This is a genomic window from Actinomycetospora sp., assembly GCF_036497585.1.
Taxonomy (GTDB): domain Bacteria; phylum Actinomycetota; class Actinomycetes; order Mycobacteriales; family Pseudonocardiaceae; genus Actinomycetospora.
Genome location: NZ_DASXJD010000166.1, coordinates 31,978 through 52,031 on the forward strand (window position 1 = coordinate 31,978; position 20,054 = coordinate 52,031).

Annotated in this window: 20 protein-coding genes and 2 pseudogenes; 5 read left to right on the forward strand and 17 right to left on the reverse strand. The window is 74.5% G+C overall.

Annotated features, from left to right (window positions below):
* Positions 1 to 11 precede the first annotated feature (11 nt).
* The 4 genes from VGH76_RS16375 (at position 12) to VGH76_RS16390 (ending at position 4,337) form a co-directional block, all read left to right on the forward strand.
* Entirely contained in the window at positions 12 to 1,253 is a 1,242-nt protein-coding gene (locus VGH76_RS16375) for a hypothetical protein (protein WP_331557764.1), read from the forward strand.
* 62 nt (positions 1,254 to 1,315) lie between these two features.
* Entirely contained in the window at positions 1,316 to 1,945 is a 630-nt protein-coding gene (locus tag VGH76_RS16380) for a precorrin-8X methylmutase (protein WP_331557783.1), read from the forward strand.
* A complete protein-coding gene (locus VGH76_RS16385) occupies positions 1,942 to 3,510 on the forward strand; it encodes a precorrin-2 C(20)-methyltransferase (protein WP_331557765.1) in 1,569 nt (522 codons plus the stop codon). The genes VGH76_RS16380 and VGH76_RS16385 overlap by 4 nt, the downstream gene beginning before the upstream one ends.
* Positions 3,511 to 3,581: 71 nt before the next feature.
* A complete protein-coding gene (locus VGH76_RS16390; RefSeq protein ID WP_331557766.1) occupies positions 3,582 to 4,337 on the forward strand; it encodes a 5-oxoprolinase subunit PxpA in 756 nt (251 codons plus the stop codon).
* On the opposite strand, the gene VGH76_RS16395 is transcribed toward VGH76_RS16390, so the two are convergent.
* The 13 genes and pseudogenes from VGH76_RS16395 to VGH76_RS28030 all read right to left on the reverse strand — a co-directional run.
* Positions 4,327 to 5,664 (reverse strand): acetyl-CoA carboxylase biotin carboxylase subunit, encoded by a 1,338-nt coding sequence (locus VGH76_RS16395; RefSeq protein ID WP_331557767.1) that lies wholly within the window; start codon positions 5,662 to 5,664, stop codon positions 4,327 to 4,329. The two genes, VGH76_RS16390 and VGH76_RS16395, sit on opposite strands and share 11 nt — an antisense overlap.
* Positions 5,661 to 5,903: an acetyl-CoA carboxylase gene (locus VGH76_RS16400; RefSeq protein WP_331557768.1), complete on the reverse strand. Its 243-nt coding sequence runs from the start codon at positions 5,901 to 5,903 to the stop codon at positions 5,661 to 5,663. Before VGH76_RS16400 ends, VGH76_RS16395 begins: the two co-directional genes overlap by 4 nt.
* A 22-nt stretch (positions 5,904 to 5,925) precedes the next feature.
* Complete coding sequence (locus tag VGH76_RS16405) at positions 5,926 to 6,897, reverse strand: biotin-dependent carboxyltransferase family protein (protein ID WP_331557769.1); 972 nt, start codon at positions 6,895 to 6,897, stop codon at positions 5,926 to 5,928.
* Positions 6,894 to 7,817 (reverse strand): 5-oxoprolinase subunit B family protein, encoded by a 924-nt coding sequence (locus VGH76_RS16410; protein ID WP_331557770.1) that lies wholly within the window; start codon positions 7,815 to 7,817, stop codon positions 6,894 to 6,896. Before VGH76_RS16410 ends, VGH76_RS16405 begins: the two co-directional genes overlap by 4 nt.
* Before the next feature lie 85 nt (positions 7,818 to 7,902).
* The gene (locus VGH76_RS16415; RefSeq protein ID WP_331557771.1) at positions 7,903 to 9,009 is read right to left on the reverse strand and encodes an LLM class flavin-dependent oxidoreductase; all 1,107 of its coding nucleotides are present in this window, start codon (positions 9,007 to 9,009) and stop codon (positions 7,903 to 7,905) included.
* Between the two features lie 58 nt (positions 9,010 to 9,067).
* The gene (locus tag VGH76_RS16420) at positions 9,068 to 9,778 is read right to left on the reverse strand and encodes a cobalt-precorrin-6A reductase (RefSeq protein WP_331557772.1); all 711 of its coding nucleotides are present in this window, start codon (positions 9,776 to 9,778) and stop codon (positions 9,068 to 9,070) included.
* Between the two features lie 65 nt (positions 9,779 to 9,843).
* Positions 9,844 to 10,590 (reverse strand): precorrin-4 C(11)-methyltransferase, encoded by a 747-nt coding sequence (gene cobM / locus VGH76_RS16425; RefSeq protein ID WP_331557773.1) that lies wholly within the window; start codon positions 10,588 to 10,590, stop codon positions 9,844 to 9,846.
* A complete protein-coding gene (gene cbiE / locus VGH76_RS16430; RefSeq protein WP_331557774.1) occupies positions 10,587 to 11,879 on the reverse strand; it encodes a precorrin-6y C5,15-methyltransferase (decarboxylating) subunit CbiE in 1,293 nt (430 codons plus the stop codon). Before cbiE ends, cobM begins: the two co-directional genes overlap by 4 nt.
* Positions 11,880 to 11,979: 100 nt before the next feature.
* Entirely contained in the window at positions 11,980 to 13,170 is a 1,191-nt protein-coding gene (locus tag VGH76_RS16435; protein WP_331557775.1) for an LLM class flavin-dependent oxidoreductase, read from the reverse strand.
* A 192-nt stretch (positions 13,171 to 13,362) separates the two neighbouring features.
* The gene (locus VGH76_RS16440; RefSeq protein ID WP_331557776.1) at positions 13,363 to 14,166 is read right to left on the reverse strand and encodes a hypothetical protein; all 804 of its coding nucleotides are present in this window, start codon (positions 14,164 to 14,166) and stop codon (positions 13,363 to 13,365) included.
* A gap of 88 nt (positions 14,167 to 14,254) precedes the next feature.
* Positions 14,255 to 15,163, reverse strand: coding sequence for an oxidoreductase (locus VGH76_RS16445; RefSeq protein WP_331557777.1), 909 nt, complete (start codon positions 15,161 to 15,163; stop codon positions 14,255 to 14,257).
* Positions 15,164 to 15,219: 56 nt separating this feature from the next.
* Positions 15,220 to 15,345 carry a hypothetical protein gene (locus VGH76_RS16450; protein WP_331557778.1) on the reverse strand — a complete coding sequence of 42 codons (126 nt, stop codon included), beginning with the start codon at positions 15,343 to 15,345 and terminating at the stop codon, positions 15,220 to 15,222.
* A gap of 238 nt (positions 15,346 to 15,583) precedes the next feature.
* Positions 15,584 to 15,769: pseudogene (locus VGH76_RS28030) on the reverse strand (esterase/lipase family protein); the annotation flags it as partial.
* Between the two features lie 266 nt (positions 15,770 to 16,035).
* Here VGH76_RS28030 and VGH76_RS16460 point away from each other — a divergent pair.
* Positions 16,036 to 16,464, forward strand: coding sequence for a metalloregulator ArsR/SmtB family transcription factor (locus tag VGH76_RS16460; RefSeq protein WP_331557780.1), 429 nt, complete (start codon positions 16,036 to 16,038; stop codon positions 16,462 to 16,464).
* Here the strand turns inward: VGH76_RS16460 and metX are convergent.
* The 4 genes and pseudogenes from metX to VGH76_RS16480 all read right to left on the reverse strand — a co-directional run.
* The gene (metX, locus tag VGH76_RS16465) at positions 16,415 to 17,569 is read right to left on the reverse strand and encodes a homoserine O-acetyltransferase MetX (RefSeq protein WP_331557784.1); all 1,155 of its coding nucleotides are present in this window, start codon (positions 17,567 to 17,569) and stop codon (positions 16,415 to 16,417) included. The genes VGH76_RS16460 and metX overlap by 50 nt on opposite strands.
* A gap of 56 nt (positions 17,570 to 17,625) precedes the next feature.
* On the reverse strand, positions 17,626 to 18,942 hold the full coding sequence (locus tag VGH76_RS16470; protein ID WP_331557781.1) for a bifunctional o-acetylhomoserine/o-acetylserine sulfhydrylase: 1,317 nt from the start codon (positions 18,940 to 18,942) through the stop codon (positions 17,626 to 17,628).
* A gap of 183 nt (positions 18,943 to 19,125) precedes the next feature.
* The gene (locus VGH76_RS16475) at positions 19,126 to 19,722 is read right to left on the reverse strand and encodes a hypothetical protein (RefSeq protein ID WP_331557782.1); all 597 of its coding nucleotides are present in this window, start codon (positions 19,720 to 19,722) and stop codon (positions 19,126 to 19,128) included.
* A 147-nt stretch (positions 19,723 to 19,869) separates the two neighbouring features.
* A pseudogene (locus tag VGH76_RS16480) lies at positions 19,870 to 20,054 on the reverse strand (transcriptional regulator); the annotation flags it as partial.

Genomic DNA, 20,054 nt, shown 5'->3' on the forward strand with positions numbered 1-20,054 from the left:
ACTGTGTGACCATGCTCCGCTCCCGGCCTGACGCCTGCCCGGGCGCCTGGCGCCGGCACGACGCGGCCGACGGTGCGCTGGCCCGCTTCCGGCCCGTGGGCGGCGCGACCAGTCCGGCCGAGCTGCGGATGCTCGCCGGCGCCGCGGCGCTCGGCGGCTCGCCCCTCGAGCTCACCTCCCGGGGATCGTGGCAGGTCCGCGGCCTCGCGGCCAGCACCGCCGACGACCTCGCCGACGCCCTGCGCGCCGACCGCCCCGACGCGCTCCTCGACGCGCGGGGCCGCGACATCCCCTGCGGGCTGCTCGCCTCCCCCCGCTCGACCCGGCTCGACGAGGTCGCGGGGCGGCTCGCCGAGGCCCTCCGGGGCCGGACAGACGTGCCGGGCCGGCTGCTGATCGCGCTCCAGGACGGGCCGGGCGGGGACGTCAGCGGGCAGGGCGCCGACATCACCGTCGTCCTGACGCCGAGTGGACCCCGGTCGGGCGAGAACGCTCGATCCGGCCCCCGTAGCGGTCCTCTCGACGCCGAACCGACCGCGGCGCTCCTGCTCGACGGTCCCCACGGCGTCGTCGACACCGGCCTGCGCCACCTCGACCCCGCGGCAATCGCCCTCGCCGCCGTCGACGCCTTCACCGCCCGCCGCAACACCGCCTGGCGGGTGCGGGAGCTCGACGAGGGCACCCGCGCCGCCGTCGTCGCCGACGTCCGCGACCGCACCACGGCGGACGTCGTGACCCCGGAGCTCCTCCCTGGCCCGCCCGACCCCACCGCCCTCGGCCCCGGCGAGGACGGCACCCTCGAGGTCCTCCCCCGCCTCGGCGAGCTGGACGGACCCGCGGTCGCGACCCTCGTCACCGTCCTGGAAGCCCAGGACGCGACCCTGCGCGCCACCCCGTGGCGCACCCTCGTCCTGCGCGGCCTCACCGACCCCGACGACGCCGTCCGCCGGGTCGCCGGCCTCGTCGAGACCGACCCGACGTCACGCTGGCGCGGGCTCTCGGCGTGCGTGGGGGCGCCGCGCTGCGTGAAGTCGCTGGCCGACGTGCGTGGTGACCTCGCCGACGCCGTCGCGTCGGGCCACGCGGGCGGCCGGGTCCGCCAGCACTGGGTGGGGTGCGCTCGGGCGTGCGGGACACCGGGCGGTCGGGTCGCGGTGGTCGAGGCGCTGGACGTCAGCAGCGGTGCGGGGGGCCGCGATGAGCAGCGAGGGACCTACCGCACGGTGGTCCGCTCGGGAAGGGTGACCGGATGACCTCGGGCAGCGCCGGCAGCGTCGCCGACCAGCACGGGATCCACGAGCCGGCCTCGCCGGCGATCCCGGCTTACGTCGCCGACGGAGCCGAGATCTACCGCCGCTCCTTCGCGATCATCCGGGCGGAGGCCGACCTGGGCCGGCTGCCCGACGACGCCCACGACCTCGTCGTCCGCATGATCCACTCCTGCGGGATGACCGACCTGGCCGCCGACACGGACGTCTCCCCCGGCGCCGTCGCCGCCGCGCACGAGGCGCTGCGCGCGGGCGCCCCGGTGCTCTGCGACGCGATGATGGTGGCATCGGGGATCACCCGGCGGTTCCTGCCCGCGGGCAACGACGTCGTCTGCATGCTGCACGACCCCGACGTCCCCGCGACGGCGGCGGCCCTGGGCACCACCCGCAGCGCCGCCGCGCTCGAGAAGTGGCTGCCGCTGCTCGAGGGTGCGGTGGTCGCGATCGGCAACGCCCCGACCGCGCTCTTCCGGCTGCTCGAGCTCGTCGAGGCCGGGGCGCCGCGACCCGCCGTCGTGCTGGGCCTGCCCGTCGGGTTCGTGGGCGCGATGGAGTCGAAGGCGGCGCTGGTGGCCCACCCGGCCCGGCTCGAGCACGTGGTGGTGCACGGCCGGCGGGGCGGCTCGGCGATGACCGTCGGCGCCGTCAACGCCCTCGCGCTCGGCGCGGGCGCATGAGCGGGCGGCTGTACGGGGTCGGGGTCGGTCCGGGCGACCCGGGGCTGGTGACGCTGCGGGCCGTCGAGCTCATCCGCGCCGCGGACGTGGTGGCCTTCCACTGCGCGCGCCACGGCCGGTCGAACGCGCGGGCGATCGTGGCCGACCACCTCGGGTCGCAGATCGAGGAGCCGCTGACCTACCCGGTCACCACCGAGGACACCGACGACTACCAGGGCCGCATCGACGCCTTCTACACCGAGGCCGCCGCCCGGCTGGCCGCGCACCTCGACGCCGGCCGCGACGTGGTGGTGCTCGCCGAGGGCGACCCGTTCTTCTACGGCTCCTACATGCACCTGCACAAGCGGCTGGCGCACCGGTACGACGCCGAGGTCGTGCCGGGGGTGACGAGCGTGGCGGCCGCGGCGGCGGCCCTCGGGACCCCGCTGGTGGAGCGCGACGAGGTCCTGACGGTGCTGCCGGGCACGCTGGACGAGGACGAGCTCGCGCGCCGGCTCGCGGACACCGACGCGGCGGCAGTGATGAAGCTGGGCCGGACGTTCACGGGCGTCCGGACGGCGCTGCGGCGCTCGGGCCGGTCCGACGAGGCGCACTACGTCGAGCGGGCCAGCACGGCGAACGAGCGGCAAGGGCGGTTCGAGGACGTCGACCCGGCGTCGGTGCCGTACTTCTCGGTCGGGATCGTGCCGTCGCGGGTGCACGTGGCGACGACGGGTGCGGCACGGGCGGACGGGGATGCGGCGCGTGGTGCCAGCGAAGCCCTATCGGCGTGCTCCCCTGCATTGCTTGCACCCGGTGGCAGGGAGGCCACGTCGTCGAGCACCAGCCGGACGAGCCCAGGCGCCGTCACTGTCGTCGGCCTCGGCCCGGGCGCCCGCGATCGGCTGACCCCCGAGGCCGCCACCGCGCTGGCCGAGGCGGACGACGTCGTCGGCTACACCACCTACGTCGCCCGCGTGCCCCCGAACCCCCGCCAGCGCGTCCACGGGTCGGACAACCGCGTGGAGTCCGAGCGGGCCGCGTTCGCCCTGGACCTGGCACGGGCCGGCCGTCGGGTCGCCGTCGTGTCCTCCGGCGATCCCGGGGTGTTCGCGATGGCGTCCGCGGTGGTCGAGGTGGCGGCGGAGGACTACCCCGACGTGCCCGTCCGCGTCGTCCCCGGCGTCACCGCCGCACACGCCGTCGCCGCGAAGATCGGCGCGCCGCTGGGCCACGACTTCGCGACGATCAGCCTGTCGGACCGGCTGAAGTCCTGGGACGTCGTCGAACGCCGGCTCGCCGCCGTCGCCGAGACGGACATGGTCGTCACCCTCTACAACCCGGCCAGCCGATCACGGACCTGGCAGGTCGAGGCGGCGCAACGGATCCTGCTGAAGCACCGGGAACCCTCGACCCCGGTGATCGTCGGGCGCGATGTCGACGGGCCGGAGGAGTCGGTGCGCGTCGTCGAGCTCGGGTCGCTGGAACCGGGAGAGGTCGACATGCGCACCCTGCTCATCGTCGGGTCCTCGCAGACCCGGTGGGCCCGCACCGGCGCCGTCTACACCCCGCGGCGCTATTGGTAGGTGCGCTGCGCGCTCGTGAGTACTTTCGGTGGCTATAGCGACCACAACTACTCACCTGCCGGAGGCATCCCATGCAGACTCTCGTCGACCTCAACGCCGACGCCGGCGAGAGCCTGGGCCGCTGGAAGCTCGGCCACGACGCGGCGCTCATGGAGCACGTGACCTCGGTGAACGTCGCGTGCGGCTTCCACGCCAGCGACCCGGTGACGATGCGCGAGTCGGTGCGCACCGCGACGCGCACCGGCACCGCGATCGGCGCCCACCCCGGCCTGCCCGACCTCGTGGGCTTCGGGCGCCGGCGCATGGCGCTGCGCCCCGACGAGGCGGCCCAGATCGTGCTCTACCAGGTCGGCGCGCTGCAGGCGACGGCCCGCGCGGAGGGCGCCGAGGTGGTGCACGTGAAGCCCCACGGCGCGCTGTACGGGATGGCGCTGACCGACGACGCCGTCACCTCCGCGATCACCGGGGCGGTGCTGCGCCTCGATCCCGACCTGCGGATCTTCTGGCTGGCCGGGCCGACGGCCGACCTCGCCCGCTCGCTCGGCGCCCAGGTGGTGCGCGAGGGCTTCGCCGACCTGGAGTACGACGACGACGGGCGCATCATCGTCGAGCCCGACCCGCAGGCGAAGGACCCGGACGCCGTCGCCCAGCAGGCCGTGGACCTGCTCGAGGGGCACGTCACGTCGAATTCGGGACGCCGGCTGGAGGTCGAGGTCGACACCATCTGCCTGCACGGCGACCGCCCCAACGCCGTCGAGGTGTGCGAGGCGATCGTGCGCCGGTTCGACGACCTCGGGGTGGAGCGGCGCGCGCCGCTCAGGTCGTGAAGCCCTCCAGGAACGTGATGTCGTAGTCGCCGGAGACGACGGTGGGGTCGTCGAGCAGGCGCCGGTGCAGCGGGATCGTCGTCGGGACGCCCTCCACCCGGTACTCGGCGAGGGCGCGGCGGCCGCGGGCCAGCGCGGCCTCGCGGTCGGGCGCCCAGACGAGCAGCTTGGCGACCATCGAGTCGTAGAAGGGCGGGATGACGTCGCCCGCCGCGAGCGCGGTGTCGACGCGTACGCCGGGCCCGCCGGGCAGCTCGAGCGTGGAGACCTCACCCGGCGTCGGGAGGAAGTCGTCGTCGGGGTCCTCGGCGTTGACCCGGAACTCGATCGCCGCGCCCCGGAGGGCGACGTCGTCCTGCCCGAACGGCAGCGCCTCGCCGTCGGCGACCCGCAGCTGCAGCGCGACCAGGTCCAGGCCCGTGACGAGCTCGGTGACCGGGTGCTCGACCTGGATGCGGGTGTTCATCTCGATGAAGAAGAACTGCTCCCCGTCGAGGAGGAACTCGACCGTCCCGGCCCCGACGTAGCCGACCTCCCGGGCCAGCGCGACGGCCGCGTCGCACATCGCGCGACGCACCCCCGGGTCGAGGCCGGGCGCGGGCGCCTCCTCGAGCACCTTCTGACGACGACGCTGCAGCGAGCAGTCCCGCTCGAAGCAGTGGACGACGGTGCCGTGCGCGTCGGCGAGCACCTGCACCTCGACGTGCTTGGGGTGCGGCAGCGCCCGCTCGAGGTAGACCACGTCGGACCCGAACGCCGAGGCCGCCTCGCGCTGCGCCTCCACCACGACCGTCCGGAGCTCGTCGTCCGACGACGCGGGGCGGATGCCCCGGCCGCCGCCGCCGGCCGCCGCCTTGACCAGGACCGGATAGCCGATGTCGGCGGCCGCCGCGATGGCGGCCTCGACGTCGGCGACCTCGTCGCTGCCCGGCACCACGGGCACCCCGGCGCGCGCCGCCACGGCCCGCGCGGCCGCCTTGTCGCCCATCTGCTCGATGACCTCGGCCGCCGGGCCGACCCACACCAGCCCCGCGTCGGCGACGGCACGCGCGAAGGACGCCCGCTCGGAGAGGAACCCGTAGCCCGGGTGCACCGCGTCCGCGCCGGCGGAGCGGGCCGCCTCGAGGAGCGCGTCCGGGTCCAGGTAGCTCTTCGCCGCCGAGGACTTCCCGATGTGCACCGCGTCGTCGGCGTGCCGGACGTGCGCGGCCCCGGCGTCGGCGTCCGAGTAGACGGCGATCGAGCGGAGCCCGAGCTCCCGGCAGGCCCGCACGACCCGCAGTGCGATCTCGCCGCGGTTGGCGACGAGGACCGAGGAGATCCTCACGTGTCCAGTTCCACGAGGTTCTGGCCGATCGTGACCTCGTCCTCGTTGTCGACCAGCCAGCGGGAGACCGTGCCCGCGGTGTCGGCCTTCACCTCGCGGTAGGTCTTCATCACCTCGATGAGACCGATGGTGTCGCCCTCGGCCACCGTGGCGCCGTCGGCGACATAGGGCTCTGCGTCCGGGGAGGGCCGGCGGTAGAAGACGCCGGGGGTACGGGCGGAGATGGTGTGACTGGCCACGCGTTCCTCCTCGGGGGTTCCCTCAGGCGAGGGAGCGGCGGACGCGGTCGAGCCGGGTGGCCCGGTCGCGGCGGACGGCGAGCGCCTCGTCGAGGTCGACGGGGACGAACCGCGTGTGGTCACCGGTCTTGGTCTGCGCGAGTCGGTCCCGGTCGACGCTGACGACGGTGCCGAGCGTGGCGTACCCGCCGCCGGTCACCGCGTCCTGCAGCAGCACGATCGGCTCGACCCCGCCGGGCACCTGCACCGACCCGACGGGGTAGCCGCAGTCGGTGACGTTGGCCGCGTCGCTGCCGGCCCCGAAGGGCTGCTCGCGGGGCACGAACTCCAGCTCGGCGCCGCGGTAGCGGTAGCCGACCCGGTTGGCGTCGGGGGTCACCTTCCACGCGGTCGACGTGAACCTCTCGAGCGAGTCGGGTGTGAGCCGGTAGCTGTGCAGCCCGACGAGCAGGCGCAGCTCCGCGGTCGTCGGGTGCTCGGGGACGTCGGCGTCGTCCACGCGGCGCCCGGCGCGGGGGTCGACCGCGGCGTCGCCGAGCGGCAGCTCGTCGCCCTCGGCGAGGGACCGCCCCTGGAAGCCACCGATGCCGACGAGGGTGTAGGTGGAGCGGCTGCCGTAGTAGGTGGGGACGTCGATCCCGCCCGCGACGGCGACGTAGGGCCGCGCGCCCGCGGCGAGCTGCCCGAAGGCGAGCGTCTGCCCGGCGCGGACGGCCAGCGACTCCCAGGTCGGGACGGCCTCGCCGTCGAGCGTCACCGGGATGTCGGCGCCGGTGACGGCGACGACCGTGTCGGTGGTGAACTCCAGGGTCGGCCCGAGGTAGACCGCCTCCAGGGCCGCGGCGCCGGGTGCGTTGCCGACCAGGGCGTTGCCGACGTGGTAGGCGTAGGAGTCCAGCGCGCCCGACGGCGGGAAGCCGATGGCGTAGTGACCCAGCCGACCGGTGTCCTGCACCGTCGTCTCCAGGCCGGGGTCGCGCACGAGGATGCTCATCGGTCCAGCTCCCCCACCAGCGCGGCGTTCGTCCCGTCGGGATCGGCGATCCAGCGTGAGGGCGAGAACTGCACCGGCCGGGTGCGGTACCGCCACTGCCGCGCGTCGACGAGGCCGCGGACCTCGTCGTACTCGCCCTGGTCGATGCGGCGGAAGCGGATCAGGTCGCCGTGGCGGAAGAACACCACCGAGTCCTCCTCGGCGAAGTCGGGCTGCTCCTGGGCGCCGTCGAAGATCGGGGCCGGGGCGGACCCGAACAGCTGGTAGCCGCCGGCTCCCTTGACGGGGTAGATCACCGCGAAGGCGCCGCCGAACCCGAACGCGCGTTCCGGGGTCTCGGTGCGGGGGCGCACGTACTTGGGCACCTCGACCTGGCGCTCGCGGGGCACGAGCTGGAAGCACCACGGCAGTCCAGGGACGAACCCCATCATCGTCACCAGGTACGGCGACCCGGCGAGCGCGTCGATGAACGACTCGGCGGAGTCGTAGCCGTTGATGCGGGCGCCGTAGTCGAGGTCGGTCCCCGACGGGTCCTGGTGCCGGTCGCGGAAGCGCATGAGGACCTCGTGGGTCCACGGGTCGGCGAACATGATCGGGACGTCGACGATGCGGGTGTCGACGACGAAGTCCGGGTCCTCCGACGCCGCCGACCCGACCTCGGTCTCGATGCGCTGCAGCTCCCGGACCAGGTCGCGCGGGTCGATGCGGTCGGGGTCGACGCGGACCAGGTACGAGGCGTTGGAGGGGCAGATCTCCTCGACGCCGGGCAGGGCCTCCTGCGCCAGCCGTCGCGTGATGGCCAGCGAGGCGAAGTGGGCCGGCAGGCTCATCTCCGGGGAGATCTCGACGTAGACGAACTCGTCGCCCCCGAAGTCGTACCGGGTGCCGGCCTCGCTCATGGTCCCGGTCACGTCGGTCATGAGGACACCCTGCCAGGTGGGCTCCGCCCCCGTGAGCATTAATCCGTGTCATAGGGCGGATCAGTGCTCACGAGCGCGAAGCGCACTAGGCCGAGGCGAGCTCGACACCGCCCGCCGCCACGGCCTTCGCCGCGACCAGCGACTCGTGCGTCGGCGCGTCCGGGACGTGCGCCGGCCTGAGCGCCGCGAACTCCCGGCGCAGCACCGGCACGACCTCCTCGCCGAGCAGGTCGAGCTGCTCGAGCACCGTCTTCAGCGGCAGCCCGGCGTAGTCGATGAGGAAGAGCTGGCGCTGGTAGTCACCGACGTACTCGCGGAACCCGAGCGTCCGGTCGATCACCTCGGCCGGCGAGCCGACCGTCAACGGCGTCTGCGTGGAGAAGTCCTCCAACGACGGACCGCCGCCGTAGACCGGGGCATGGTCGAAGTACGGCCGGAACTCGTCGATGGCGTCCTGGGACCGCTTCCGCATGAACACCTGACCGCCGAGCCCGACGATTGCCTGGTCGGCCGACCCGTGCCCGTAGTGCTCGAACCGCCGCCGGTAGAACTCGACCATCTGCTGGGTGTGCGAGGCGGGCCAGAAGATGTGGTTGTGGAAGAAGCCGTCCCCGTAGTAGGCGGCCTGCTCCGCGATCTCGGGCGAGCGGATCGAGCCGTGCCAGACGAACGGCGCGACATCGTCGAGCGGTCGCGGGGTCGAGGTGAACCCGTGCAGCGGCGTCCGGAACCGGCCCTCCCAGTCCACGACGTCCTCGTCCCAGAGACGGCGCAGCAGCGCGTAGTTCTCGATCGCCAGCTCGATGCCGTTGCGGATGTCCTGGCCGAACCACGGGTAGACCGGGCCGCTGTTACCGCGGCCCATCATGAGGTCCACGCGTCCGCCCGCGAGGTGCTGCAGCATCGCGTAGTCCTCGGCGATCTTGACCGGGTCGTTGGTCGTGATCAGCGTCGTGGACGTGGAGACCACCAGCCGCTCGGTGAGCGCCGCGATGTGGCCGAGCAGGGTCGTCGGCGAGGACGGCACGAAGGGCGGGTTGTGGTGCTCGCCGGTCGCGAAGACCTCGAGCCCGACCTCCTCGGCCTTCTGCGCGATCCTCACCATCGCCTGGATGCGCTCGGCCTCGCTCGGCGTGCGCCCCGTGGTCGGGTCCGGCGTCACGTCGCCGACCGTGAAGACCCCGAACTGCATGGCGGCCGCCTCCCTCTTTTGTTGAAGCGTCAACTACTGTAGTCCCTCAACTCCGCCGTCACCGCGGTTGTTCCCGCACGACGGTGAGCGCCCCGGCCACGTCGTCGACCACCCGCACCCCCGCCGGCAGCGGGGGCCGGTCGATCAGCACCACCGGGAGGCCGAGCTCCCGGCTGGCGACCAGCTTGGCCTCCGTGGCGCCTCCGGAGTCCTTCGCGACGACGACGTCGACCCGGTGCCGGCGCAGCAGCGCGCGCTCGTCGGCGAGCGGGAACGGGCCGCGCGCGAGAACGAGCTCCGACCGCGCCGGTAGCACGTCGGGCGGCTCGATCGCGCGGACGAGGAACCAGGCGTCGACGTCGAGGAACTCCCCCACGCCCTGCCGGCCGATCGCGAGGAACACCCGGCCGGAGCCGACGACGGCGGCCGCCGCGGCACCCGTCGTCGGGACCCGTCGCCAGTCGTCGCCCGGGCCCGGCGACCACGCGGGCCGCCGCAGCACGACGAGCGGCGTGCCGGTGCGGGTGGCGGCCGCGGCGGCGTGCTCGGTCATGCGGGCGGCGAAGGGGTGGGTGGCGTCGACGAGGAGGTCGACGTCCGCACACGCGGCGGCGAGCCCCTCGACGCCGCCGAACCCGCCGGTGCGCACGGTCCCGGCCGGGAGGCGCGGGTCGCGGGTGCGCCCGGCGAGCGAGGTGGTGACGACGACGCCGGGCTCGGCCGCCAGGGCATCGGCGAGCGCCCGGGCCTCCGCGGTGCCGCCGAGCACGAGGACCCGGAGCCCGGAGCGAACGGCACGCCCGCTGCTTCCAGGCGCCCGAGCGGGCCGCTCGCTCACGCGCGTTCACGAGCCGCCGAGTAGAGGTGGCTCTCGCAGCCGGCGTCGCCGAGCCCGACGACGGGCCCGACCACGATCACCGCCGTCCGCCGGATCCCCGCCTCGCGCACCCGGTCGGCGATGTCGGCGAGCGTCCCGCGCACGATCAGCTCGTCGTCCCGCGAGGCGCGCGCCACCACGGCGACCGGCTCGGACGACGGCCGGTGCTCCCGCAGCGCGGCCACCACCTCGTCGCAACGCTGGACGGCGAGGTGCAGCACGAGCGTCCCGCCCGCGGCCGCCCAGACGTCGAGCGACTCGCCCGGGGGCATCGGGGTCGCGTTGGCGGCGTCGCGGGTGAGCACGACCGACTGCCCGACGCCGGGCACGGTCAGCTCGGTGCGCAGCGCCGCCGCCGCGGCGGAGAACGCCGGCACGCCGGGGACGATCTCCCACGGGATGCCGGCCGCGTCGAGGCGCCGGGTCTGCTCGCCCACCGCGGAGAACACGGCCGGGTCGCCACTGCACAGCCGCGCGACGTCGTGGCCGGCCTCGTGCGCGGCGAGCAGCTCGGCGACGATCTCGTCGAGGGTCATCCGCGCGGTGTCGACCTTGTGGGCGTGCGGCGGGCACTGGGCGAGCAGGTCCTCGGGCACGAGGGAGCCGGCGTAGAGGCACACCGGGCTCGTCGCGATCGCCCGCAGGCCACGCACGGTGATCAGGTCGGCCGCGCCCGGGCCGGCGCCGACGAAGCGAACGGTCACGGGGTCCTCCAGGGCGGTGTCAGCGACGGTCCGTCGCTCACATCTGACGTCAGGGTGGCGCCGGCCTGACATCCGCCGGGAACGCCGTCGGACCCCACCCGCAGCATCCACTGCGTCACCGGGGCCATCGCCTTCCACCCCAGGTAGCGCCCGACGGGGGCCGCGCGCGACACCGCGATGCGCCGGATCGACCCGCCGTGCTCGGCGCGCGCGGCGGCGAGGGCGGCCTCCCCCTCGACGGTCACCGCGTTGGCGACCAGCCGGCCCCCGGCCCGCAGCGCCGTCCGGCACGAGTCGAGCATGCCCGGCACCGAGACCCCGCCGCCGACGAAGACCGCGTCCGGCGCGTCCATCCCGGCCAGGACCTCGGGGGCGTGGCCCTCGACGACCCGCAGCCCGGGCACGCCGAGTGCCTCGGCGTTGGCGGTGATGCGGGCCGCCCGGTCGGCGCGGGTCTCGATGGCGATCGCGCGGGCGGTGGGCTCGGCCCGGCACCACTCGATGCCGATCGAGCCCGCGCCGCCGCCCACGTCCCAGAGCAGCTGGCCGGGCAGCGGGCGCAGGGCGGCGAGGGAGAGGGCACGCAGCTCGGACTTGGTGAGCTGGCCGTCGTGGTCGTAGGCGGTGTCGGGGAGGCCGGGGGCGCGGCCGAGGAGGTCGTCGTCGGGCAGCGCGGGGCAGGTGACGGCGACGACGGCGAGCGGGTCGGTCGTCGTCGCGTCCCAGTCGGCGGCGGTGCCGTCGGTGCGCGACTCGTGCTCCGCGCCGAGCGAGGTGAGCACGGCCAGGCGCGCGGCGCCGTAGCCGGCCCCGACGAGCAGCGCGGCGAGGCGCGCGGGGGTCTCGGCGGAGTCGGCGAGGACGAGGAGCCGTCGGCCCGGGGCGAGGGCCGCGCGGACGGCGGCCAGCGGGCGTCCGACGGCGGACACGGTGACGACGTCCTGCTCGGCCCACCCGAGCCGCGCCGTCGCGAGGGCGAGCGACGACGGGTGGCCGACGACGACGGCGTCGGGCCGCAGGCGCAGGACGGTCGACCCGATGCCGAAGAACATCGGGTCGCCGCTCGCGAGCACGACGAGCTCGTCGCGGGCGTGCCGGTCCAGCAGCCCCGGCAGGGCGGGCATGAGCGGGGACGGCCAGGACTCCCGCGCGGCGGTGATGCTCGTCGGCAGCAGCTCGAGCTGGCGCGGGGCACCGAGGACGACGGCGGCCTTCTCCAGCGCGGTGCGCGCGGGTGGTGCGAGGCCGGGCCAGCCGTCGGCCCCGATCCCGACGACGGTGACGCTCACCGGGTGCGGGGGTGGCGGTCGTGGACGGGCACGGCGGTCCACCCTAGGTGCTCGGTGGGCCGATGTCCCCGATCGCCGGGCGTGACGAGGTCCTCGTCGCTCAGCCCTTGGACGCCACCTCGTCGGCGTACTTCTTCGTCATGTGGTCCACGGCCTCGAGCTGGGTGGTGGCGAACTCGTCCCGCCGCAGCCCGGCGCGCTCCTTCGCGGCCTGGGTGGACTCCGCGTGCGAGCGCCCTCCCCAGGTCGTGCCCTGGAAGTGCGGCATGACCTCCTGGGCAATCAGCTCGTAGGACCGCTTCGTGGCCTGCGGGTTGGCCCACTCGTGGCCGAGCAGGAGCATGGCGCCGAACCCGCCCGACTGGTCGGCCAGGCGCTGGACCTGCGCCCGCGCGTCGTCGGGCGTCCCGATCGCGCCGATGCCGGCCTCGTTGATGAAGTCGATCATCTCCTTGATGTCGCCGCCCTCGACCGCCATCTGCGGGAAGGCCGCGGTCTTCTGGAAGTACCGGAACCACGACTCGATGCCGTACTCGACCTCGCGGTAGGCCTGCTCCTTGGTCTCCGCGATGTGCATGAGTCCGACCAGGCGCCACTTCGAGCGGTCCGGCTCGGGCTGGCCGTAGTGCTCGGCGCGCTCGCGGACCACGTCCCAGTGGTGGGCCAGCGCGTCGAAGCCGTCCTGGGTCAGCGTCGCGCCGATCGAGAGCAGGCCGACGCCGTGCCGCCCCGCCATGCGCGGCCCGGTCGGGGAGGCCACCGCCGCGACGGCGACGTCGAAGCACGGCTCGGTGTAGGGCCGCAGCTGGAGCTGGGCCTCGATGAGGTTGTGCGTCTTGGTCTGCTCGGTGACGACCTCGCCGGCCAGCAGCCGCATGATGATGTCGAGGTTGACGTCGAGGAGCTCGCGGGTGTCGGTCGGGTTCAGCCCGATCATCGACGAGTCGCTGGGCAGCGAGCCGGGGCCGACGCCGAGCATCGAGCGCCCGCGGGTGAGGTGGTCGAGCAGCACCATGCGGTCGGCCACCCAGAGCGGGTTGTGGTAGCTCGCCGAGGTCACCCCGGTGCCGAGCTTGATCCGCCGGGTCCGCTCGGCGGCCGCCGCGATGAAGATCTCGGGCGAGGCGATGATCTCGCTGCCCGCAGAGTGGTGCTCGCCGATCCAGGCCTCGTCGAACCCGAGGGCGTCGAGGTGCTCCATCAGCTCCAGGTCGCGCTGCAGGGCGAGTGTGGGGTTCTCCCCCGCCCGGTGGAACGGGGCCAGGAACGTGCCGAATCGCAGCCTGCTCACGCGTCCTCCTCGACGTCGGGTCGACCCCGAACGTAAGGCGGGTCACACCGTTGTGTCCATGACGTGTCTGATCCAACGTGTTGCGTCAGGTGGCCGCACCCGCACGGTGCGTGATGTGCGCTCCGCGCACGTGAGCAGAAATCCGCCCGCCGTCGGATACGGCGGATCAGTGCTCACGAGACCGAAGGCCACCTACGGCCGGTACGCCGTCCCACCCGCGAGCGCGTAGAGCCGACCGCGCTCGTCGACCAGCTCCGCGCGTCCCACCCGCAGCCGTCGACCGCCGTGCTCGACGACGACCCGGCACATCACCGGCTGGCCCGCCGCGCCGACGGGGCGGATGAAGCTCACCGAGAAGTCGTCGGGCACGACGTCGAGGGCGTGCACCAGCCCGCGCGCAGCGATCCCCGCGAGCGCCCCGCCCTGCACGACACCCGCCGAGTTCAGCGAGGTCCGGTCGGGGTGCGCGACCATCGTCGTGCCGTCGCGGGTGGGGTCCTCACCCCGGTGCGGCATGATCATCCGCCACGGCGTCGGGCGGCTCGACCAGGACGGCGCCATCCGCCCGTAGCGGCCCGCGAGGTCGTCGGTGAGCACGGCGTTGCGCCCGACGCAGCGCGCCACCGGCCGGCCCTCCCGGTCGGTGATCTCGGCCGAGCTCAGCCCGACGCCGCCGCGGGCGGAGTCGAGTCGTCCGGTCGCGGTCAGCGCCTCTCCCGAGAGCGGGCTGCCGAGCAGCTGCACCCCGAGGCGCACCGTGACGATGCGGTCGCCCGCCCGCAGGGTGCTCGAGTAGGAGACGCCGAGAACGAAGTCGGCGAGGATGAGGAGCGACTCGAGCAGCCCGTCGCCGGGCACCGTCGGCATCCGCGCCGAGCAGCTGCCGCGGTCGATCACCGTCAGCTCGGCGTGCGTCGCGGCGTGGATCGGCGCCAGCGGGGCCCCCTCCTCGACGAGGCGGCGCAGCACCGCCAGGGGGCTCGGGTCCTCGCTCACCCGCGCGATCATGCCGGGTCCCGGCCCCCGGCGACGATCGGGCGACCTCGCACCGCCCGACCGTCACCCGTGGGCCCCCCGCGCGGCGTCAGCGCGCCGTCGTCGGCACCCGGACGGTCACGCCGGTCAGCTCCTCGCAGGCGGTGAACAGGGCGGCCTGGACCTCGCGGTCGTGCGACGCGGCCGTCGACCCGACCGGGATCGGGTGGCCCGACGACTCGCCCCAGCCGTCGGGGCCGACGTAGGTGCCGCCGGGCAGGTCGGGGACCGTCGCCGCGTAGAGCTCGGGCAGCGCCCCCATGTCCGGGCCCTGGGCGAAGAACCGGTTGCCGAGGCCCATGATCGCGTCCTGGATCGACTCGGTGCGCGACTGCAGGTTGGTCGCGGTGTAGCCGGGGTGGGCGGCGACCGAGCGCAGCGGCGAGCCGGCCGCGACGAAGCGGTGCTCGAGCTCGTAGGCGAGCATGAGGTCGGCGAGCTTCGACTGCCCGTAGGCCAGCCAGCGCTGGTAGCGGCGGCGCTCCCAGTTGAGGTCGTCGAGCCGGATCGAGCCGATGCGGTGCATGAGGCTGGACAGGAAGACCACGCGGTCGGTGAGCTGGTCGAGCAACAGGCCGGTCAGGGCGAAGTGGCCGAGCACGTTGGTGCCGAGCTGCATCTCGAAGCCGTCGGCGGTGCGCTGCGCCGGGATCGCCATGAGGCCGGCGTTGTTGATGAGGACGTCGACGGGGCCGTCGAGGCGGGCGGCGAACTTCCTCACCGAGCCGAGGTCGGCGAGATCGAGCTCCTCGACCGTCGTCGTGCCGGGGCTGCCGTCGCGGGTGATGGCGGCGGCGGCCTGCTCGCCATTGTCGGTGTTGCGGCACGCGAGCACCACGTGCGCGCCGTGCGCCACGAGCTCGCGGGCCGCGACGAGGCCGAGCCCGGAGTTCGCGCCGGTGACGACGACGGTGCGGCCGGTCTGGTCGGGGATGTCAGCGGAGGTCCACGGGGCCATGGCGGTGCGGTTACCCGTCCCACGGCGGGCGACGCCTCCCCCGGGCCGCGAACCGCTCACAGGGCGACGGCGATCTCCCGATAGACGGCCGGGTTGACGCAGAGCCCCACGTGGCTCCCGCGCACGACGAGGTTGCGCACCCGGGCGCCGTCGTCGGGCACCACGCACGACTCGGGTCGCACGATCCCGTCCTCGCTGGTGCGGATCGAGGTCAGCGCCACCGGGCTGGCGCGGCGCAGGTCGCCCGAGAAGGCGCAGGGGCAGTTGGTCGTGAGGCACTGCGGCCGCGCGGGCCGCAGCAGGTTCTGCCCGAGGCGCGCCCACCCGACGGCGGCGAGGGTGAGGACCGAGGCGTCGAACGGCGAAGGACAGCGGGCTCCCCATCGTGATCACCTGGCGCACCCGGCTCGGGCGCCGGACCGCGGCCGCGTGCGCGAGCAGCCCGCCGCGGCTGTGCCCGACGAGCGTGACCGGGCGCCCGGTGCGCCGCACGACGTCGGTCAGCCGGCGGTCGAGCCGGCGCACGGCGGCCTCGGAGCAGTCGACGTTCCAGGCGATACCCGAGCGGTAGGTGCGGTAGCCGAGGCGGCGCAGCCATCCCCGCATCACGGCCAGCGACGCGTCGCCCGCGAGGAACCCGGGGACGAGCAGCACCGGAGCGCCGTCCCCGCGCGGGACACCGATCCCGCGGTGGACCGGGCTCGCGAGCAGCGTCGCGAGCTCGAACTGCCAGCGGGCCTCGCCGATCAGGTTGCCGCGGAAGGGCGGCACGATCGGCGCCGCCGCCTCCGACGTCTCCGACGCCACCACGCCACGGACGCTACTGGGGCTTCGCGCACGAGGCCGCAGGCCGAACGTGGGATAGTGGCCGGGTGCACCTCTCCGGCGATGCGGACGCGGTCGCCGTCGACGGCGACCACCGGGTGTGCGCGGCCATCGCAGCACTGCCGGAGGCGGCGACGATGCACGGCTGGGTGTCGCGCTTCGCCCTGCTGGCCGACCCGACGCGGCTGACCCTGCTGCTCTGCATCCACGAGGTCGGCGAGATCTGCGTGTCCGACCTCGCCGTCGCCGCCGGCCTCAAGGACTCCACGACGAGCCAGGCGCTGCGGCTGCTGCGCGCCCAGAACCTCGTCAGCGCGCACCGCGACGGCCGGGTGGTGCGCTACCGCCTGGCCGACCCCGTCGTCACCGACCTGCTCGACCGCATCCACGACGGGGGGTCCTTCGAGCCCCTCGGCGCCGCGGCCGTCACCCCAGGAGCAGCTCGAGGATCTCGGACAGACGCTTCGCCTCGATGAGGAACGAGTCGTGGCCGTAGGGCGACTCGATCCGCTCCACCGGCCCCGACGACGGGATCAGCTCCGCCAGCTCCTCCTGCTGGTGCAGCGGGTAGAGCCGGTCGGACGTCGACCCCGCGACGACGGTGCGCGCGGTCACCCGCCCGAGCGCGTCCGCCATCGAGCCCCGGCCCCGGGACACGTCGTGGCCGTTCATCGCCGCGGTCAGCGCGACGTAGGACCCGGCGTCGAACCGGTGGACCAGCTTCTCCGCGTGGTGGTCGAGGTAGGACTCCACCGCGAACCGCCCCGGCGCCGCGGCGTCGTAGGGGTCCTCCCCCGGCTGCGGCCGCCGCCCGAACCGGGTGTCGAGCTCCTCGGCGGTGCGGTAGGTGGTGTGGGCGATCCGGCGCGCGACGCCGAGCCCGACGTGCGGGCCCTCGCCGCGGGGCCGGTCGTGGTAGTCCCCGCCGCACCAGTACGGGTCCTCGCGGATGGCCGCGAGCTGCGGCGACGCCCACGCGATCTGGTCGGCGGACGCCGAGGCGCAGCAGGCCAGCAGCAGCAGCCGCTCCACCCGCTCGGGATGGGTCACCCCCCACTCGACGGCGCGCATCCCGCCCATGGACCCGCCGAGCACCACCGCCCAGCGGTCGATGCCGAGCTGATCGGCGAGGCGCACCTCCAGCGCGACCTGGTCGCGGACGCTGGTCGCGGGGAACCGTGAGCCCCAGGGCCGCCCGTCCGGCGCCGGTGACGCCGGCCCGGTCGTCCCCTGGCAGCCGCCGAGGACGTTGGGGGCCACGACGAACCACCGGTCGGTGTCGATGGCGAGCCCGGGTCCGACGACGGCGCCCCACCACCCCGGGGTGGGGTGACCGAGCCCGGCGGGCCCGGTGACGTGGCTGTCGCCGGTGAGGGCGTGCAGGACCAGCACCGCGTTGTCGCCGCGGTACTCGCCCCACGTCTCGTAGGCGACGGTGACGTCGGGCAGCGCCGCCCCGCCCTCGAGCGGCAGCGGGTCGGGCAGCGTGACGAAGCGGCGGCCGCCGACCGGGTCCCCCTCCCGCCACGCACCGGTGGCGGGAGGGAGGACCGGGACGGTGCCCCGATCGGCGTGCTGTATTGATTCGAGCGGGGCGCCGGGCGAGCCCGAGGCGCGTCCGCCGGGGACGAGCGAGGTCACGCGCCCGACGTGGCCGACTTGGCCGCGGTGAACCCGGCCTCGAGGTCGGCCTTGAGGTCCTCGACGTTCTCGATGCCGACGGCGAGCCGGACCAGGCCCGGCGTCACGCCGCTGGACTCCTGCTCCTCCTCGGAGAGCTGGCTGTGCGTCGTCGACGCCGGGTGGGCGATGAGGCTGCGGACGTCACCGATGTTGACCAGCTGCGAGTGCAGGCTGGTGCCGTCGACGAATGCGCGGCCGGCGTCGACCCCGCCTCGCAGGTCGAAGGAGACGATCGCCCCGACGCCCTTGGGCAGGTACTTCTTCCCGGCCTCGTACCAGGGGCTGGACTCGAGCCCGGCGTAGTAGACCTTCTCCACCTCGTCGCGGGCCTCGAGCCACTGCGCCAGCGCCTGGGCGTTGGCGACGTGGCGCTCCAGGCGCAGCGAGAGCGTCTCGATGCCCTGGATGATGAGGAACGCGTTGAACGGCGAGATCGCCGCGCCGGTGTCGCGCAGCAGCTGCACGCGCAGCTTGGCGGCGTAGGCGCCCGGGCCGAGGGCCTCCCAGTACTTCAGGCCGTGGTAGCTCGGGTCCGGCTCGGTGAAGCCGGGGAAGCGGTCGCCGTGGGCGCCGAAGTCGAAGGTGCCGCCGTCGACGACGAGGCCCGCGATGGTGGTGCCGTGCCCGCCGAGGTACTTGGTGGCCGAGTGGATGACGATGTCGGCGCCGTGCTCGATCGGGCGGAGCAGGTAGGGCGTCGGCACGGTGTTGTCGACGACGAGCGGGACGCCGATCTCGTGCGCGACCCCCGCGATGCCGGCGACGTCGAGGACGTTCGAGCCCGGGTTCGCGATCGTCTCGGCGAAGAACAGCTTGGTGTTCGGGCGGACGGCGTTGCGCCACTGCTCGAGGTCGTCCTGGTCCTCGACGAACGAGACCTCGATGCCAAGCTTGGGCAGCGTGTAGTGGAACAGGTTGTAGGTGCCGCCGTAGAGGCTCGGGCTGGAGACGAAGTGGTCGCCCGAGTTCGCGATGTTGAGGATCGCAGCGGTGGTGGCGGCGGACCCGGACGCGAACGCGAGCGCCGCGGCCCCGCCCTCGAGCGCCGCGACGCGCTGCTCGAGCACGTCCTGCGTCGGGTTCATGATCCGCGTGTAGATGTTGCCCGGCTCGGCGAGGCTGAACAGGTCGGCGCCGTGCTGGGTGTCGCGGAAGACGTAGGACGTCGTCTGGTAGATCGGGGTGGCCCGCGCTCCCGTGGTCGGGTCGGGCGACGCGCCGGAGTGGATCTGCTTGGTCTCGAAGGACCAGTTGGCCTCGGGGGTGCTCATGGCGGCGCGGTCTCCTGTCGTGAGGGGGTTCGGGGGTCAGCGGACGGATCGGGTGCTCCGACGACAGAACTCGTCGAAGGCGTCGATGCGGCGACTGGGCCAGAACTCGTCACGGACGGACTCGAGCACGGCGGTGTGGAGCACGCGCCCACCCTAGAGGGTCGGTCCAGGGAGCGTGACCATTCACGTGGGGCACCGCACGGCCGCCGCGGCGCCCGCCAGGGCGATCAGCTCGTCGCGTGGTGAGGGCGACGCCGGCGCGACGGCGAGCCGCAGGATCCCGACCGCCCGCCACAGCTCCGCGCGGGGCGCGAGCCCGGCGAGCACGGCCGCGGCGAGGCTGTCGTCCACCGGGCTCGGCGCGCCGCTCGCCGCTGCCAGCGCCTCGGCGCCGAGGGTGCGGGCGACGACCAGCTGCCAGAGGTACTCCTCGGTCGAGCAGTCCCCGAACGAGCAGTGCACGGGCGCCCCGAGGTCGGTGACCGGGCGGGCCGCCTCCTGCGCGGCGGCCGCGAGCCGGGCGAAGGCGGCGGGGGCGTCGTCGCCGAGGAGGTCGCCGTCGAAGGCCTCCGGCCCGACCTCGGCCATGGTGCGCCCGGCCAGCAGTGCCGGAATCCACGCCTCATCGCGGGCGAGGTGCCGGACGGCGTCGCCCACCGGGCGGTGGTCGGGGTCGGTGGCGAAGACCGGCGGGAGGCTGGCCGGCCACGCGTCGCCGAGGCCCGCCACGGCTTCTGCGGTCGCACGGTCGGCCCGGACGAAGGTCTCCACGAGGTCCATGACGGCCATCGTGGCGTGGGAGGCGGTCAGGTCCTGTCCTCGCCGCCGCCGTGCCCGAGATCAAGGAGTCGCTGCACTCGCACGGAGATCCGGTCGGCACGCAGCGACTCCCTCGACGGGCCGAACCGACCGGCGCGCCCGCGGCGCCTACGGCCCGGCGGTGACGCCGAAGTGCTCCGCGAACGCGTCGGCCCCCGCGTCCGTGACGACGACGGCGCGGTGGGTGTCGCGGCGCCGCACCCACCCGCGGTCGAGGGACAGGTCGAGCAACCCCCGCCCGAGGCGCCCGCCCAGGTGGTGGCGCTGCTCGCTCCAGTCCACGCGGTAGCGCA